Origin of the sequence: Pseudomonas sp. PvP028, assembly GCF_017832255.1 — a bacterium.
In the GTDB taxonomy this organism is placed as follows: Bacteria; Pseudomonadota; Gammaproteobacteria; order Pseudomonadales; family Pseudomonadaceae; genus Aquipseudomonas; species Aquipseudomonas syringae.
This window is the reverse complement of record NZ_JAFIBL010000001.1, coordinates 4,599,711-4,615,034: the sequence shown is the minus strand read 5'-3', so window position 1 is coordinate 4,615,034 and position 15,324 is coordinate 4,599,711. Positions and strand designations below refer to the sequence as shown.

Sequence of the window (15,324 nt, the reverse complement as noted above, 5' to 3'; positions counted from 1 at the left end):
GCGCAGTTGACCAGGCCTGGCTTGAGAGTCCTTGTCGTATCCGCCACAGGCGATCGACAAGGGCATGAGCGCTTCAGTCACAACGTTTTATTCAGAGAGATTTTTTCAAATGAACGAAGAATACCCAAAGCCGCCATTTGCCAGTCAGCCACAGGATGTTCCAGGCATGCAAGGCAAGATGGACCCTTATCCCGATTGCGGTGAAAAGAGCTACAAGGGCTCCGGACGTCTGCAGGGCAAGATCGCGCTGATCACCGGCGCGGACAGCGGCATCGGCCGTGCAGTCGCGATCGCCTTTGCACGTGAAGGCGCGCAGGTCGCGATCTCTTACTTGAACGAGCATGAGGACGCGCAAGAAACCAAGCGCTGGGTCGAAGAGGCGGGCCGTAAATGCCTGCTGTTGCCGGGCGACCTGGCGCAGAAGCAGCAATGCGAAGACATCGTGAGCAAGACCGTTGCAGAGTTTGGTCGCATCGATGTACTGGTCAACAACGCTGCGTTCCAGATGACGCATGAAACGCTGGACGAAATCTCCGACGAAGAATGGGTCAAGACCTTCGATATCAACATCACCGCGATGTTTCGCATCTGCAAGGCTGCGGTCCCGCATATGCCGCGGGGCGGCTCGATCATCAATACCAGTTCGGTGAATTCGGACATGCCCAAGCCGACGCTGCTGGCCTACGCGACCACCAAGGGCGCAATTGCCAACTTCACTGGCGGTCTGGCGCAGTTGCTGGGCGAGAAGGGCATCCGTGTGAACAGCGTTGCTCCCGGCCCGATCTGGACGCCACTGATCCCGGCGACCATGACTGACGAAGACGTGAAAAGCTTCGGTAGCGAGACACCGCTGGGACGCCCGGGGCAGCCTGTGGAAGTTTCGCCGATCTATGTGCTGCTGGCCTCGGACGAAGCCAGTTACATCTCCGGCTCGCGCTATGCAGTGACGGGCGGCAAGCCGATTCTGTAATTGCGCAGACAACGCCTTTTTTGTTGAAACGGTGCCCAAACAGGCACCGTTTTTTCAGGCGTCAATGGCACGCTGTATCTGCACAAGAGAGGGTACTGCCATTGATCGTCTAATTTCCAGGCTGATTCATCCGTGTTTGCGCATATCGGGTAGGCTGGCCGGTCGCCATGACCAGCGACGAAAGCGTGTCGGCATTCATCTGCAATAATAAAGTCCGGGTCGTTGTGTTGCTCAAGAACTCTTGTTTTCGCTGTGCCGGGGTGCGCGCACTCTTGGTCAACGCCTGCATAGCGGCTATATAGTCGGCAGGATCAAATTGTTCTTCGTCGGGGCCATTCGTCGAGATTTCTCTTAATGACTTTAGGATCCCGCTGGACCACGCCTCGACCTGTGCAGTATCCGCTCCGTCGAGGAGGGGGTTGCCAGCGTCCGTCGGATAATAAAACGCATCCACTGTATTCAGGCGGACATGGGAGGCCTCGTGAATAAGGGCTCGTGCAACTTTCAGCACATCGTAGTTGGCAAGCAGGGAGGCTGACACCCCCATCCGTTCGACCGCTTCCTGAAACTCGCCTTGAAAATCAGTCGATGCGAGAGTGTTTTCAGGTCCATTAAAAAGAAACAGCGTCAGATCAGATTCTGGACTGCCGATGCCCTCAATGAGCTCCTGCATCTGCCGTAAGGAATCCTCCACGTCGATACTCGTAGCGGCGCGAGCGCTCGTGGCCAGCGCCCCAAATGTTGCGTCGAATGCCTCTTTTACGTCTTCGCCTGGTGATGCTTTTAACAGCTCGGAACGCGTGAACGTTAATAGCGAAACGGCAACATCCCTGGCTTCATACATTTTGGATAGTTGCTCAGGTTCGAACTCGGAAAGGTCGTCTGCGACGACTTTGAGGGGCGCGTCGTGGGGAGCAGCCCCTTGTTGATCAGCAAACCGCAAAGGCGAATTCCTGACAAAACGATACAGATTCATCCCGTCCACTGCGCCCGCCGGATCCGGATTGATCCATCGCTGCAACCATGGCGCGTAATAGCGCAGGCCGTAGTAGTACAGCCCCGTCGCATCGCGTTCCTTGCCGGAATAACGAATGGTTTTATAGCTGGCTTCAACCGTACTGCGTCCTGCCCACCACGAGGTACCACCAAACGGGTAGTAACTTTCCTGGCTGATGATGTGCGCGTTTTTATCCAGCTCAAGGGTGCCGGACCCCAGATGATCGGCGAAGCTGTAGCGAACCTGATCGTTTTCAAGTCCTTCGGGTTGACCCGCCTGCCAGTGCAGCACCCGTACCTCGTTGCGCCCGGCCTGGGTGACGATAACGTGCAAAGTCTCGGCTGTGGCGCTGTTGCTGTGCACCTCCAGGCCTGGTAAGTAGCGCACTTCGGCATTGTGGACAACGGCTTTCGCCTTGGTCGTATGGATTTTGCGCAGGCGTTGCCCACTGGCGTCGTAGACATAGCGCTCTTTGTCGTCGTCACCCGCTTCCCGAACCACAGGCCGCACTTGCTGCAACTGATTGCGCCAGTCCCAGCTCATCGCTTGCCCGGCTTGCAACTCATTCAGATTGCCATTGGCGTCGAACGCGGCAGCGATGGCCGCTTCATCCGGCGGTCGATCGTTGATGACCGGCAGGCTGCGATTGCTGGTTTGCGAAGTGACCAGGGTGCGCGAGTGGGACTGGGTGCCAGTGTGCGTCAGTTGCAGCAGATTGCCGCTCGCATCATAGCGGTAGGTTTGCGTGTAATTGGCCAGCTGCGTCGGATCGAGGGGAGTCTGGAAGGATGGAAAAACAGGGCCTTGGTTGACTTTCTTGGCCTCCCTGCCGGTAGCCTGGATTAACTGATAAAGCGTGTCGTATTGATAAGTCGACACCGGCTCAATGCGCTGACCTGCACAACACCGTGTCGGCTGGGCGCGATCATTAATACGCAGGACATTGCCCAGCGGGTCGTAGTCATACAGCAGATGTTGCAGCAGTTGGCCATCTGCCCGTGTGCCTTTGAGTTCGATCAGACGCCCATTTGCGGCGTCATGCAACGCCTTGGTCACAACGCCGTTGCCAGCCGTTTCCGAGGTTACGTAGCCTTGAGCGTCGTAATCGATACTGTGAACCAGAACTCGCTCTGTCTGTCCGGGGAGGCCAAGTGAAATGGCCTCAACATGACCTGCCACAGTATGGGCAAAGGTCTGGACGTTACGCTGGGCGTCCGTCTGCGAGATGACATCGCCAAGCGGACTGTGTGCCCAGCGCGTACTCGCGCCTGGACCAGGTTCGAGCAGGGCGTCACGTTCTGTCAGCGGTTCTGGCCAGTCGACATTTTCGGGATTGAAGAGAAAATGCCGCGTCTGTTCAAGCACGCCACCCGCCAGGGCGAACTCGTCATCCATTCGCGAACCAGCCGGGTCATCATGGCGTATACATTGGCCGCACTGGTTATGGCCCTTGGTATCCGGCCCGCCGTATTGCCGCCGCTCGACGCAGCGTCCGTTTTCAATGATGGCGACGGGTCTGAGCAGGGCGTCATACTGCACGCTCCGCTCAGTCCCACGGCCATCCCAGCCAGCCACGACCGCGCCGCTGTCACCGGCCAACATCAGCCGCCAACCGGCATCGACACTGTCGCTGAGAAGCGCCTGACCACTCAGGGAAAACACAGTAGCAAGATTGACCGCAGCCTGGCTTTCCCAGAGCCTTGCATCCCAGCAGTTGACCGGATGCCCGGCAGCATCATGAGCCACGCGGTTTATAAGAACTGCCGGCGTATCCGTGGCCTGGTTGCGCCAAAATTCAATCGCGCGAATCTCCAGACCGCGTGGATCAACGACATTCAGGCGGGGCGTATGATGATGCAGTGCGGCAGACTGTACATTCATGATCACGTCATCCCTGACTGGTGACTTGAGCCCAGGCTATGTAAGTAAAGTATCGTCGTAAGTGCAGCATAGCGCAGGCCAATGAGACCATCGGCCCTGAACGTCTTGTGAGCCTGTCGACGCGCGTCACGACGCGTCGCAAAATCGACGAGCCGTAGCACTTGGCATTTTTGCCGATGGCCGGTGCTGATCAGCGAGTCTGATCCATCGGCCACACCGTTCCTTTTCAGCGACTTATGGAGAAATTGTTCATGTATCCAGACGTACAGCTTTATATCGATGGTCAGTGGCGCGCGAGCCGCGACAACCGCACGCTGTCAGTCATCAACCCGGCGACGGGCGAGGCGCTGGGCACTGTGGCGCATGCCGCTATCGCCGACCTTGACGAAGCCCTGGCGGCGGCCGAGCGTGGCTTTGCCACCTGGCGCGCGACCTCGGCTTATGATCGCTACAAGCTGATGCAGAAAGCGGCGAACCTGATTCGCGAGCGTGCAGACAGCATCGCCCGAATCATGACGCAGGAGCAGGGCAAGCCGCTGGCCGAAGCGCGTATGGAAACCCTGTCGGCGGCAGACATCATTGACTGGCTGGCCGAAGAAGGGCGTCGCAGTTATGGCCGTCTCGTGCCATCGCGGGGCGTGTCCATCGAACAGAAAGTCATCAAGGAGCCGGTCGGTCCGGTCGCTGCGTTCACACCCTGGAATTTCCCGATTAACCAGGTGGTGCGCAAGTTGTCCTCGGCATTGGCTGCGGGCTGCTCGATCATCGTCAAGGCCCCGGAAGAAACGCCGGCGTCGCCTGCCGAACTGATTCGCGCCTTCGCCGATGCCGGTGTGCCGGCCGGCGTCATTGGTCTGGTCTACGGTGATCCGGCAGAAATCTCCGGTTACCTGATCCCGCATCCGGTCATCCGCAAGGTCACGTTTACCGGTTCCACGCCGGTCGGCAAGCAATTGGCCGCATTGGCTGGCAAACACATGAAACGGGCGACCATGGAGCTGGGCGGTCATGCACCGGCGCTGGTGTTCGATGATGCGGATATCGACCTCGCCGCTCGCGTGCTGGCCACGGCCAAGTTCCGTAACGCCGGACAGGTCTGCGTGTCGCCCACGCGGATTCTGGTGCAGCGCAAGGTGCTCGACGCGTTTACCGAGAAGTTCGTCGGCCTGACCCGCGAAATCAAGGTCGGCAACGGCCTGGAGGCGGGCACTACCATGGGCCCGGTGGCCAATGATCGACGTATTCCTGCGCTGGTCGATCTGGTCGACGACGCGGTGCGTGGTGGTGCGACGTTGTCTGCCGGTGGCAAGGCTGTCGAAGGACCTGGCTATTTCTTCGAGCCGACCGTGTTGAGTGGCCTGAAGCCGCACATGCGCATCATGAATGAGGAGCCTTTCGGCCCTGTCGCGCTACTGGTGCCGTTCGACACGCTGGAGGAGGCCATCGCCGAGTCCAACCGCGTGCCGTTCGGGCTGGCATCCTATGCCTTCACCACGTCGATGAAGACTGCCCAGGCGCTGAGCACCTATATCGAAGCGGGCATGCTGTCGATCAACCATCAGGGCATCGGCTTGCCGGAAGTGCCGTTCGGCGGGATCAAGGATTCCGGTTACGGTTCCGAAGGTGGCACCGAGGCCATTGAGGCCTACCTGAATACCAAGCTGGTCACTCAATACAACTGAGTGTTGTTCGGGTAAATAAAAACGGTCGCGATGTGCAAGCATCGCGACCGTTTTTCGTTGCCTGTGTGACTCAGTCTCTGGCTTGAATACCGGTCTGTCTCATGACCAGATTCTTGTCCTTCTTGTACTGCAGGGCCACTTCGGGGGCCGGGCCGCTCTGGCCGGTCTCCATCCACTTGCGTATGCGGCTGGCGTCGGCGAAGTGTGTGTACTTGCCGAACGCATCGAGAATCACCACTGAAACCGGGCGGTTGGCCATGCTGGTCAGCAGCACCAGGCAGTGACCGGCCTGATTGGTAAAGCCGGTCTTGGTCAGCTTGATGTCCCAGTTGTCCTTGCGCACCAGATGATCGGTGTTGCTGAAACCGAGGGTGTAGGTCGGCTTGCGAAAGGTCACGGTCTTCTGCTCGGTGGTGCTCAGTTCACTGAGCAGAGGGTATTTGCGCGCCGCCATCACCAGCTTGGTGAGGTCGCGCGCGGTCGACACGTTGTACACCGACAGACCGGTGGGTTCGACGTAGGCCGTGTGTTTCATGCCCAGCGCCTTGGCCTTGGCGTTCATCGCCAGGATGAACGCCGGATAGCCGCCCGGGTAGCTGTGCGCCAGGCTGGCCGCCGCGCGGTTTTCCGAGGACATCAGGGTAATCAGCAACATGTCCCGACGGTTCATTTCACTGCCGAGTTTGACGCGGGAGAAGACGCCTTTCATTTCCGGGGTCTGGGAGATGTTCACCGGAATGACTTCGTCCATCGGCTGCTTGGCATCCAGCACGACCATCGCGGTCATCAGCTTGGTGACCGAGGCAATCGGCACGATCACATCCGGGTTGCTGGAATACAGCACCTTGTCGGTCTGCAGGTCGATGACCATTGCGCTGCCCGAGGCAAGGTGCAGGTTTGAAGGATCACGGCTCAGGACGGCAGGTTCGTTTGCCAGCGTAGGGGTGGAAAGCACGGGGCCGGTAAGTACAAATAATAGGCCCAAAAGAGACAGACGGATTTTCAAGAGCAAGGCTCACTTGATAAAAGGTGGTAAATGGAAGGGATCGCGTCAAAACGCTGCATTTTATGAGCAGACTTTGCGGTATGTCGATGGGCTGGGGTGGACGTTTGCGCAATAATTGACGCAATCGGTCGTTCATTAAGTTGCTGTTAAGTCGCTTTCTGTTCTGCAACCTGCCAAAAACCGCCTCTCAATTGAATATTCGTGGTGCGCAAGGCCCGCACCGATTAGCATTCCATGCCATTCAGGTCACCGATTCAGGAGTCATGCAATGCTCAAGGGGTTTGTCAGCAAGGATTACGCAGTACTGGTGATCATCGCGTCATTGATTGTCATTCTGCTGCTGGGTGTCGGCTTTACCTCACGTCCAAGCGACTGGGCAGGCTGGATGCAGGCAATCGGGCTGATTGTCGGGCTGATGGCCGCCGTCGCAGTACCGGCCATCCAGCGCAAGCAGGAAGCGCAACTGGCGCACAAGCAGATACGGGACCGCGAGGTGGGCTACGCTCGGCGCATGCAGTACTTGTGCGGTGAGCTGAGCGAGCTGCAGGGACGCATCAGCCTCAATCTGACCCATCTGCGCGCCAGTGACCGGCACAGCCTGAAATACACCTTGCAGGATTACCTGCATCGCCTGTTCGAGTCGCATAAACAGGATCTCAACGATGACCGCGTGGTGCTGGCTTACGAATTGCGTCAGGTCGCCAATGACCTGATCGATGAACTCGACAGCGGCCGTACCGATCGCGTGGTGTTCATGGCGTTGGAGAAACGCCTGCAGAAACTCACCCATCGCTGTCAGGTCAACGCGGCCATGGCCGAGCGCGGCTAGGTCTGATCACCGGCTTTTTCCGTGGCAAAAAAAAGCCCGCCATCAAAGAGGCGGGCAAGGGATGTGCGGAGCAACGCACGAGGTTTGCAGAAGAAGTCAGCTGTTGAGGGGCTGGCACTGCATTTGCCGGGACAGGGCCTCTGCAACAGGCAATGACGCGAGCGGGCCGCTGACGGGTTCGCCATCCTGAATCAGGTACCAGCAGGCCAGCAGGCCGCGCTCTCTGAGCGGGGCTGGAACTGCGCTACCGACGACGGACATGATGTGTACCTTGGTCATAAGTGCCTCCTCAATCCATGGCGCTACTGTAGAGGGCAGGCGAGCAAGTCAGAAATCGACGCTCTCAATAGTGGTCATTGATAACAACGAGGGTTTGGCGCATTGCATTGGCAGCCCATAGTGTGAGCACAGCAACGAAAAACCCGCCTGAAAAGGCGGGTTTTTTGTTCTGTTACCAGCGGCCGCGTGGCGGGCCGTAGTAATAGCCGGGGCCTGGTGGTGGCCCGTAATAATGATGGTAGTAGCCAGGCGGTGGAGGCGGTGGGTAGCGCTCAACAACCTGATAGACCGGGGCCGGCTGGTAATAGACCGGTGGCGGCGCGTAGTAGACCGGCCGCTGCTGCACATACACTGGCTCGCGTTCGACGTACACCGTTCTGTCGCGACCTGAAGATACCGCCGCCCCGACAACGGCAGCGCCAACGATAGCACCTACCACGGCAGGGCCACCCCAGCCACGGTCAGCATTCGCCTGGCCAGCAAGGGCCAGGGCACCTACAAACAAGGCGATCTTGGGGATTTGACGAATCATGATTGTTCCTCGCTCTCAACCCGTTGTCGCGCGCCTGCATCACTCTCAAGCACTGCCACGGGATAACACTATGACACCGAAATTGTAAGAATCTGCGAAAGTGCTGAGTAAATTTTATGTAAGGTGCGCCGCGTATGTCCTCGCGTTCACTGGCGCGTAGCATACGCTTCTACCGAAGATTCAAGCCATTACCGTCTGGAGGAAACACCGATGCCCGTCACTGCTAACAGGGAGACATTATTGTGCATGTCCATGGCCGCCCGTCCTGGCAACTTTGGTGTGCGTTTCCATAATCATCTTTACCAGCAACTGGGCTTGAACTTCTATTACAAGACCTTCGCTCCCAATGACCTTGCCGCCGCCGTGGCCGGCATACGCTCGCTGGGGATTCGCGGCAGCGCAGTTTCGATGCCCTTCAAGGAGGCCTGTATCGAGCTGGTCGACGAGCTGGACGCCTCGGCCGCCGCTATCCAGTCGATCAATACCATCGTCAACACCGACGGACATCTCAAGGCGTTCAACACCGATTACATCGCCGTCGCTCAACTGATGGAGAGCCATGCGGTGCCGCGCAGCGCTTTTGCCCTGCGCGGAAGCGGGGGGATGGCCAAGGCAGTTGCGTTCGCGCTGCGTGACGCGGGTTTCACCGAGGGTCTGATCGTGGCCCGCAACGAGCAGGCTGGCCGGCGCCTGGCAGAGGCGTGCGGCTTTCGCTGGCAGGCGGAGCTGGGCAGCGCGCGGCCACCGTTGCTGGTCAATGTCACTCCATTAGGAATGCAGGGCGCGCAAGCTGACGAGTTGTCGTTTGACCTGCAAGCCATCGAAGCCGCTGAAACGGTTTTCGATGTGGTGGCTACCCCCGCCGACACGCCGCTGATCCAGGCGGCACATCGCCTGGGTAAGCGTGTGGTAAGTGGTGATGAAGTGGCGGCGATCCAGGCATTGGAGCAGTTTGTGCTCTATACCGGGGTGCGTCCGACCGACGAGCAGTATCAGCAGGCTGCAGCCTTCGCCAGAGCCGGCTAGCCGTCAGCTCGGGCAGGGCACATTACTCCTCGGCGTGTTCCAGTCTGGCCAGGCGTTCTTCAAGGGCCGCGACCCGTGCCTCCAGCTCATCGATACGCGAGTTGGCCGCCGGGCTTGCCGATTGTCGCTCCGGTGCCTGTTGGCGAGCGGCAAGCAGCTCCTGCAGCGATTCAGGGTCACCGAGCTGATGCATATAACGGTCTTCGCGCTGGCCTGATTGGCGCGGCACGAGCATCGCCAGACCTCTGGCAATCAGACGTTCCAGCTGGTGGACGACCTGCTCGCTGTCCTCGAAGTCGTGCATGCGGCTACTGCGGGTCAGCAACTCGTTGACGGTCTGCGGCCCGCGCAGCAGCAACAGACCCGTGAGTATCACCTGCGCCGGGACCAGCTCGAGCCCCTTGTCGACCCTATGCTCCCAGCGATCGGCGCGACTGCCCATGACCAGTCGCGTCAGGCCGCGGCCTTCCAGGGCTCGAAGGCTCTGGCCGACCTGACCCTGGGTGAGGTTCATGACCGGGTCACGACTGGTCTTCTGGTTGCAGGCAGTCATCAGTGCATTGAGGGTCAGCGGGTAGGTTTCCGGGTTGGTCGCCTGTTTTTCGATCAGGCAGCCCAGAATGCGCACTTCAGTGCCGTTGAGTTGTAACGCCTCGGCATTCGGGGAGGATTCGGTGGAGGACGATTCGATGGACATGACGCTTCCCTGAGTGATGGCGGTGGATCAGCGTAGGGCGTGGCGGAAATTATTGCCAGTGTCTGCTGCACGGATCTGCAGGGGCGCTGAAAAGTGTCACGGCGTTTGGCGTCATGTAGGTCTATAATTGCGCCTTTCTCAATCAGGATATGTCATGTCTATTTCCCTGTACGCCGCTTCCATTCCTGTCTTTCAGCAAATGCTTAACGCGCTGAGCGACGTTCTGACCAAAGCCGAAGCCTACGCGACCGAGAAGAAAATTCAGCCGCCAGCCTTGCTGCAGGCGCGACTGTACCCGGACATGCTGCCGTTCACCCGTCAGGTGCAGATCGCCGTCGATTTTGCCAAGGGTGCCTCGGCTCGCCTGGCAGGCGTCGAGATCCCGCAATACGATGACACCGAAACCACCTTTGCCGAATTGCAGGCACTGCTTGCCAAGACACTCGCGTTCATCGGCAGCATCACTCCGGATCAGGTCGACGGCAAGGAAGGCATCGAAATCGTCCTGCGTCCCGGCACGGAAAAGGAAAAACGCCTGAACGGTCAGGCTTATCTGCTTAGCTACGCCTTGCCACAGTTCTTCTTTCACGTCACGACTGCCTACGATCTGCTGCGCCATAACGGCGTTGAAATCGGCAAGCGTGATTTCATGGGCAAGTTCTAAACAGTGGAGGGCTGAAGCCTTGTTGATGTTCTCGGCCCTCAACGTTATACACAAAGCCAACTGACTCTCGTGCCAATGCTCCGAATTGGTATGCATTGGGTGACGCAGAGCGTCACGAAATGCATTACCGCGCGGAGCGTGGGAGCGAGAATTACCGGAGTGTTCCCCCACCCCCCCGTTTTTCGGGCTCAGTCTCACTAACTGCATGCCAGTGCGGAGCATTGGCGTGACAGTCACCTTCAAGCTATTTAATCCCCCTCCCGCAGGCCGCGCTGTCGCAGCGGGCCCTGTTGTTGTTCTGGAGTATTCATGTTGTTGCCCATCCTTCTGCTGTCAGCTGCCGGGTTTACCGTGCTGACCACAGAATTCGTCATCGTCGGTCTTTTGCCAGCCGTTGCCCGCGACCTAAATGTCACGGTCTCGCAGGCAGGGCTGCTGGTGACGCTGTTTGCGTTCACCGTCGCCGCCTTTGGTCCTTTTCTGACCGCCTATTTTTCGCGCTTCGAGCGCAAGCGCCTGTTTGTCAGCATCCTGGTGCTGTTCGGTTTTGCAAATGTCCTGGCGGCGCTGGCGCCCAATATCGCCGTGATGGGTATCGCCCGGCTGATTCCGGCGTTGGGGTTGCCGGTGTTCTGGGCGCTGGCCAGCGAGACTGCCGTGGACATTGTCGGTCCGCAGTTTGCAGGCCGGGCGATTGCCAGGATCGGTTTCGGTATCGTTTGCGCCACAGTGTTTGGCATTCCCATCGGCACCCTGATCTCCGACGCATTCGGCTGGCGCACGGCCTTTCTGGTGCTGGCCGTTCTGGCGTTTGCCAAGGCACTGTTGCTGACGGTCTATCTGCCGAAGACGCCTGCCAAGTTGAACCCGGTATCAATCCTTAAACAGTTCGGCATCTTGCGCAGCCGGATGATGCAGGGGCACGTGCTGCTCTCGGTGCTGGTGTTCAGTGGCATGTTCACGGCATATACCTACCTGGCGGACATGCTCGAGCGCCTTGCCGGTTTCGACGGCGCTCTGGTGGGCTGGTGCCTGATGGGCTTTGGCGCTGTCGGCTTGCTGGGCAACTCGCTGGGCGGGCGCATGGTCGACCGCCACCCGTTGATTGCCAGCCTGGTGTTTTGCGCCTTCATGGTGGTCGGCATGGTCGCGGTGGTGCCGAGTATCCATTCGGTGGTGGCCTTGCCACTCGCGCTGGCGGTCTGGGGCATCACCCAGGCGGCCTTGTTTCTGGTCAGTCATGTGCGGTTGATCAAGGCCGCGCCGCAGGCACCTGCGTTCGCGGCGTCACTGAACATCGCCGGTGCCAACCTTGGCATAGGCATCGGCGCGATGATTGGCGGCAGGGTCATTGATCACCTGGGGCTGGGCAACGTCGGTTTTGCCGCTGCGGGCATCATCGTGCTGGCGATTGTGCTGGCGCTGTTGTTGATCAAGCGTGATCCGGGGTCGCTCCCTGCTTAGCCTGCATCGGTGAACAGTTGGTTTCGAGCACTTTCGGCAATGGCGACAACGCCGGGGTGCTTGACCTTGCGTTCCACGGTAATGGCATAGAACGATTCGGTCACCGCGTCAGTATGGCCAATCACTTGTACGCCATACTGGTCCTCCACTTCGTCGGCGATCACGCTGGGCGCCACGAACACGCCGCTGCCGGATTTGCCAAACGCCTTCATCAGCGCGCTGTCATCGAATTCACCAATGATGCGCGGCTGAATGCCCTGTTCGGCAAACCAGCGCATCAGTCTGCCTCGAACCACGGTTTCCTGGCCTGGAATCAGCAGCGGGGCGCCGTGCATGCACTGCGGAAAATCGGTCCCGATACGTTCCACTATTTCACGCGTGGCGAAAAAACTGACCCCGCATTCTCCCAGCTTCTGGCTATAGCCTTTGATGTCCAGATGCGGCGGCATCGGACTGTCGGAAATCACCAGATCCAGACGCTGGATGGCCAAGTCTGCCAACAGTCGTTCCAGCTTGTCCTCGCGGCAGGTAATGCGGATGGGCTCATCCAGCGTCATGGTCGGAGCGATCAGGCGGTAGACAATGGACTTGGGCACCACGTCGGCCACGCCAATGCGCAACAGCAATTGCTGTTCATCCGGCTGCGAGCGCAGCAGGTTTTCCAGGTCATTGCCGAGCTGGAACATTTGTTCGGCGTAGGGCAGGGCGAGGCGACCTGCTTCGGTCATTTCCAGCTGCCTACCGACGCGCTGGAACAGATCGACGCCCAGTGACGCCTCCAGCAGGCTGATCTGCCCGCTGACGGTCTGCGCGGTCAGATTCAGTTGTTCACAGGCGCGCGCGATGCTGCCGGTCTTGGCCACGACCCAGAAGTAGTGAAGCTGGCGGTAATTGAGCATATTTTTCTGCCGATTCGGTAAAACCGAAGTATATGCCTTATAAAATCGAATTTTCCTTATGTTTCAAGATGTCTAGAATCCGCTCCAACGCCGGGCTGAACAGGCCGCCCGGTTTCACTGAGTGAGGAGCCCATGAACAAAGTCCTTTACGCTGTATTACTGAGCGGTTCACTGCTGGTAGCAGCAGGATGCGATCAGCTAGAGTCTTCCACCAAGCATGTGGTGAATGCCGCCGCTGACAGTGCAAAACAGGTGGTCGATGACACCCATAAAGCCGCAACCCAGGCACTGGACGAGGCCAGGCAGGAACTTTCGTTGCAGGAACCACCACCAAACTCGGCTGAAACCGAAAATACGTCTGATAAAGAAATCTGACTTACAACTATTGGCGCAGGCAGGGCAGTGATCTATGGAATACCTATTGGAACTCGCGACAAGTCCGGCAGCCTGGATCGCGCTGGCGACACTGGTGGTGATGGAAGTCGTACTGGGCATCGACAACCTGATTTTCATCTCGATTCTCACCAACAAGCTGCCTGAACACCAGCGCGAGAAGGCTCGCAAGCTGGGTATCGGCATGGCGCTGGTGATGCGCCTGGGCCTGCTCAGTACCGTTGCTTACATCGTGCAGCTGACAGAGCCGGTTTTCGAGGTGTTCGGTCAGGCGTTCTCCTGGAAGGACATGATCCTGATCGCTGGTGGTCTGTTCCTGGTCTGGAAGGCAACCACGGAAATTCATCACAGCATGGACGTCAAGACCGAGGAAGAGAAAGCCCTGGGCTCGGTGGTGATGTTGAGCATGAGCGCGGCGATCGTACAGATCCTGATGCTGGACCTGGTGTTCTCCATCGACAGTATCATCACTGCCGTGGGCATGACCGAACACCTGCCGATCATGGTCATCGCGGTCATCTCTGCTGTCGTGGTAATGCTTGTCGCAGCCAACCCGCTGGCGAAATTCATCAACGACAACCCGACGGTGGTCATGCTGGCTCTGGGCTTCCTGATCATGATCGGTATGACGCTGATCGCCGAAGGCTTTGGCGCCCATGTTCCGAAGGGTTACATCTACGCGGCCATGGCCTTCTCGGCAGCCGTTGAAGCCTTGAACATGCTGGTACGCAGGGCAAGACGCAAGAAAGCGGTTAACCAGGTGTCCACGCACTGATAACTGGCGAAGCTGTAAAAAAGGTCGACGCTGGCAACAGGGTCGACCTTTTGCATTCAAGGCGCGGGCAAGCCCGCTGAGGAGGGCAGATCAGCTAAGCGCTGCTCATACCGCTATAAATCAGTTGGCTGCTACAACGGGGGCCTTGATGTGTTTTGCAAGTACAGCCGGTTGTACCGCCCGCGGCTCGACGCTGCGCGGCTGATGACGGCGACGGGATACACGCATCACCCCCCACAGCATCGCGCTGGCGACGGCAAGCCACGAAGCGATCAGCATCACTATTGTCAATTCCAGGCTCATAAGTGCCTCCACATTCCTGCTTTTTGTTGCGGTCTTGATAACTGACAGTCTAGTACGGGGCATGTTTCGGTTAATTGACCAGTGGCATCGGGCTATGAATTATTTTCGCAATTCTGTTGGTCGAGGTGCCACGCGCGGCTATCCCCGAGACCCGGTCAGCTCTATCATCGGTCCTCAGGTCGGGTCGCGGGTTGCCCGACAACAGTTGAAGTGAGTGAACATGCTGTCGGTTTCTTTCTTTACCGGTACTCCCGGTGCGCTGCGTTCATGGCTGATTGCGGCCTTGCTGATGGGCCTTGCCGGTTGTTCGTCAATGGTTACGCCGGAGATGAAACGCCTTCCGGACCGGGTCGAACTGACGTCGATCCCGTTCTTTCGGGGCAATGCCTATCAAAGCGGCCCGATGGTGCTGGCTAGCATGCTGGCCAACCAGCAGGTGCAGACGACGCCCGGTTTGCTCGACAAGCCGTTGCAATTGCCGGGTGCCGAGGACCGGCTCGAGCAGAACATGCAGAAGGTCGCGCGTGAGTACGGTTTCATGGTGTACCCGCTTGATGGCCAGCTGCAGGACCTGCTGACCCAGGTCTCGGCGGGGTACCCGGTGATGCTGCGTTTCGCCCAGGGCTCTGTGCTTTGGAAAGGGCCGCGTTATGCGGTGTTGATCGGCTACAACCGTGTCAAAGAGACCGTGCTGCTCAACGCAGGCATGGATCGTCGTTACTCAATGAGCTTCAGCAGCTTCGCGTCGGCCTGGAAAGACGCGGGCAGTTGGGCGGTGCTGATCCAGTCGCCCCGGCAGTTGCCGGCCAATGTCGATGCGCAGCGCTGGCTGCAGGCGGCCGAAGCGTTATCGACATCAGGACAGGAACAGGCAGCGGGCGAGGCGAAAAGAACGCTGGCACGCGGCGTTAAATGAAATCAACGCGG

16 protein-coding genes are annotated in these 15,324 nt (G+C 58.7%); 9 read left to right on the top strand and 7 right to left on the bottom strand.

The annotated features are described in order from the left end of the window. The first annotated feature begins 109 nt into the window (after window positions 1-109). Window positions 110-970, top strand: coding sequence for an SDR family oxidoreductase (locus JOE34_RS19720; RefSeq protein ID WP_010411343.1), 861 nt, complete (start codon window positions 110-112; stop codon window positions 968-970). Between the two features lie 109 nt (window positions 971-1,079). Here JOE34_RS19720 and JOE34_RS19715 read toward each other — a convergent pair whose 3' ends face one another. After that, on the bottom strand, window positions 1,080-3,848 hold the full coding sequence (locus JOE34_RS19715) for an RHS repeat-associated core domain-containing protein (protein ID WP_209996477.1): 2,769 nt from the start codon (window positions 3,846-3,848) through the stop codon (window positions 1,080-1,082). Window positions 3,849-4,099: 251 nt separating this feature from the next. Here JOE34_RS19715 and JOE34_RS19710 point away from each other — a divergent pair, with 251 nt between their 5' ends. Then, a complete protein-coding gene (locus JOE34_RS19710; RefSeq protein WP_046266652.1) occupies window positions 4,100-5,530 on the top strand; it encodes an NAD-dependent succinate-semialdehyde dehydrogenase in 1,431 nt (476 codons plus the stop codon). Between the two features lie 70 nt (window positions 5,531-5,600). On the opposite strand, the gene pbpG is transcribed toward JOE34_RS19710, so the two are convergent. After that, window positions 5,601-6,542 carry a D-alanyl-D-alanine endopeptidase gene (gene pbpG, locus JOE34_RS19705; RefSeq protein WP_004417905.1) on the bottom strand — a complete coding sequence of 314 codons (942 nt, stop codon included), beginning with the start codon at window positions 6,540-6,542 and terminating at the stop codon, window positions 5,601-5,603. A gap of 262 nt (window positions 6,543-6,804) precedes the next feature. Between pbpG and JOE34_RS19700 the strand changes: the two genes are divergently transcribed. Further along, entirely contained in the window at window positions 6,805-7,365 is a 561-nt protein-coding gene (locus JOE34_RS19700) for a hypothetical protein (RefSeq protein ID WP_003318017.1), read from the top strand. Between the two features lie 96 nt (window positions 7,366-7,461). On the opposite strand, the gene JOE34_RS19695 is transcribed toward JOE34_RS19700, so the two are convergent. Together JOE34_RS19695 and JOE34_RS19690 are read right to left on the bottom strand one after the other, a co-directional pair. After that, the gene (locus JOE34_RS19695) at window positions 7,462-7,644 is read right to left on the bottom strand and encodes a hypothetical protein (protein WP_016982074.1); all 183 of its coding nucleotides are present in this window, start codon (window positions 7,642-7,644) and stop codon (window positions 7,462-7,464) included. Window positions 7,645-7,816: 172 nt separating this feature from the next. Further along, window positions 7,817-8,176, bottom strand: coding sequence for a hypothetical protein (locus JOE34_RS19690; RefSeq protein ID WP_003318019.1), 360 nt, complete (start codon window positions 8,174-8,176; stop codon window positions 7,817-7,819). 210 nt (window positions 8,177-8,386) lie between these two features. Between JOE34_RS19690 and JOE34_RS19685 the strand changes: the two genes are divergently transcribed. After that, the gene (locus JOE34_RS19685) at window positions 8,387-9,202 is read left to right on the top strand and encodes a shikimate 5-dehydrogenase (protein WP_024663117.1); all 816 of its coding nucleotides are present in this window, start codon (window positions 8,387-8,389) and stop codon (window positions 9,200-9,202) included. Window positions 9,203-9,224: 22 nt separating this feature from the next. Here JOE34_RS19685 and JOE34_RS19680 read toward each other — a convergent pair whose 3' ends face one another. After that, window positions 9,225-9,899 (bottom strand): DUF480 domain-containing protein, encoded by a 675-nt coding sequence (locus JOE34_RS19680; RefSeq protein ID WP_046266653.1) that lies wholly within the window; start codon window positions 9,897-9,899, stop codon window positions 9,225-9,227. 154 nt (window positions 9,900-10,053) lie between these two features. Here JOE34_RS19680 and JOE34_RS19675 point away from each other — a divergent pair, with 154 nt between their 5' ends. Together JOE34_RS19675 and JOE34_RS19670 are read left to right on the top strand one after the other, a co-directional pair. Continuing rightward, the gene (locus JOE34_RS19675; RefSeq protein WP_004403812.1) at window positions 10,054-10,563 is read left to right on the top strand and encodes a DUF1993 domain-containing protein; all 510 of its coding nucleotides are present in this window, start codon (window positions 10,054-10,056) and stop codon (window positions 10,561-10,563) included. A gap of 309 nt (window positions 10,564-10,872) precedes the next feature. Beyond that, on the top strand, window positions 10,873-12,027 hold the full coding sequence (locus JOE34_RS19670; RefSeq protein WP_024648959.1) for an MFS transporter: 1,155 nt from the start codon (window positions 10,873-10,875) through the stop codon (window positions 12,025-12,027). On the opposite strand, the gene nhaR is transcribed toward JOE34_RS19670, so the two are convergent. Beyond that, window positions 12,024-12,926: a transcriptional activator NhaR gene (gene nhaR, locus JOE34_RS19665; RefSeq protein WP_010411395.1), complete on the bottom strand. Its 903-nt coding sequence runs from the start codon at window positions 12,924-12,926 to the stop codon at window positions 12,024-12,026. The two genes, JOE34_RS19670 and nhaR, sit on opposite strands and share 4 nt — an antisense overlap. 132 nt (window positions 12,927-13,058) lie before the next feature. Here nhaR and JOE34_RS19660 point away from each other — a divergent pair, with 132 nt between their 5' ends. Further along, window positions 13,059-13,301 (top strand): hypothetical protein, encoded by a 243-nt coding sequence (locus JOE34_RS19660; protein WP_010411397.1) that lies wholly within the window; start codon window positions 13,059-13,061, stop codon window positions 13,299-13,301. 34 nt (window positions 13,302-13,335) lie between these two features. Further along, on the top strand, window positions 13,336-14,094 hold the full coding sequence (locus JOE34_RS19655) for a TerC family protein (RefSeq protein ID WP_003347216.1): 759 nt from the start codon (window positions 13,336-13,338) through the stop codon (window positions 14,092-14,094). 120 nt (window positions 14,095-14,214) lie between these two features. Here the strand turns inward: JOE34_RS19655 and JOE34_RS19650 are convergent, their stop codons facing one another. Then, window positions 14,215-14,397, bottom strand: a complete 183-nt coding sequence (locus JOE34_RS19650; RefSeq protein ID WP_004403797.1) for a hypothetical protein — start codon at window positions 14,395-14,397, stop codon at window positions 14,215-14,217. Between the two features lie 220 nt (window positions 14,398-14,617). On the opposite strand from JOE34_RS19650, the gene JOE34_RS19645 reads away from it, so the two are divergent. Further along, entirely contained in the window at window positions 14,618-15,313 is a 696-nt protein-coding gene (locus tag JOE34_RS19645; protein WP_004403795.1) for a hypothetical protein, read from the top strand. Window positions 15,314-15,324: the final 11 nt, after the last annotated feature.

Excerpts from the sequence above, each read along its gene's own strand:
- JOE34_RS19700 (WP_003318017.1), top strand. The coding sequence starts at position 6,805 with ATGCTCAAGGGGTTTGTCAGCAAGGATTACGCAGTACTGGTGATCATC.
- JOE34_RS19650 (WP_004403797.1), bottom strand. The coding sequence starts at position 14,397 with ATGAGCCTGGAATTGACAATAGTGATGCTGATCGCTTCGTGGCTTGCC.
- JOE34_RS19675 (WP_004403812.1), top strand. The coding sequence starts at position 10,054 with ATGTCTATTTCCCTGTACGCCGCTTCCATTCCTGTCTTTCAGCAAATG.
- JOE34_RS19720 (WP_010411343.1), top strand. The coding sequence starts at position 110 with ATGAACGAAGAATACCCAAAGCCGCCATTTGCCAGTCAGCCACAGGAT.
- JOE34_RS19685 (WP_024663117.1), top strand. The coding sequence starts at position 8,387 with ATGCCCGTCACTGCTAACAGGGAGACATTATTGTGCATGTCCATGGCC.
- JOE34_RS19670 (WP_024648959.1), top strand. The coding sequence starts at position 10,873 with ATGTTGTTGCCCATCCTTCTGCTGTCAGCTGCCGGGTTTACCGTGCTG.
- JOE34_RS19655 (WP_003347216.1), top strand. The coding sequence starts at position 13,336 with ATGGAATACCTATTGGAACTCGCGACAAGTCCGGCAGCCTGGATCGCG.
- JOE34_RS19660 (WP_010411397.1), top strand. The coding sequence starts at position 13,059 with ATGAACAAAGTCCTTTACGCTGTATTACTGAGCGGTTCACTGCTGGTA.
- JOE34_RS19715 (WP_209996477.1), bottom strand. The coding sequence starts at position 3,848 with ATGAATGTACAGTCTGCCGCACTGCATCATCATACGCCCCGCCTGAAT.
- JOE34_RS19690 (WP_003318019.1), bottom strand. The coding sequence starts at position 8,176 with ATGATTCGTCAAATCCCCAAGATCGCCTTGTTTGTAGGTGCCCTGGCC.
- JOE34_RS19645 (WP_004403795.1), top strand. The coding sequence starts at position 14,618 with ATGCTGTCGGTTTCTTTCTTTACCGGTACTCCCGGTGCGCTGCGTTCA.
- nhaR (WP_010411395.1), bottom strand. The coding sequence starts at position 12,926 with ATGCTCAATTACCGCCAGCTTCACTACTTCTGGGTCGTGGCCAAGACC.
- JOE34_RS19680 (WP_046266653.1), bottom strand. The coding sequence starts at position 9,899 with ATGTCCATCGAATCGTCCTCCACCGAATCCTCCCCGAATGCCGAGGCG.
- JOE34_RS19710 (WP_046266652.1), top strand. The coding sequence starts at position 4,100 with ATGTATCCAGACGTACAGCTTTATATCGATGGTCAGTGGCGCGCGAGC.
- JOE34_RS19695 (WP_016982074.1), bottom strand. The coding sequence starts at position 7,644 with ATGACCAAGGTACACATCATGTCCGTCGTCGGTAGCGCAGTTCCAGCC.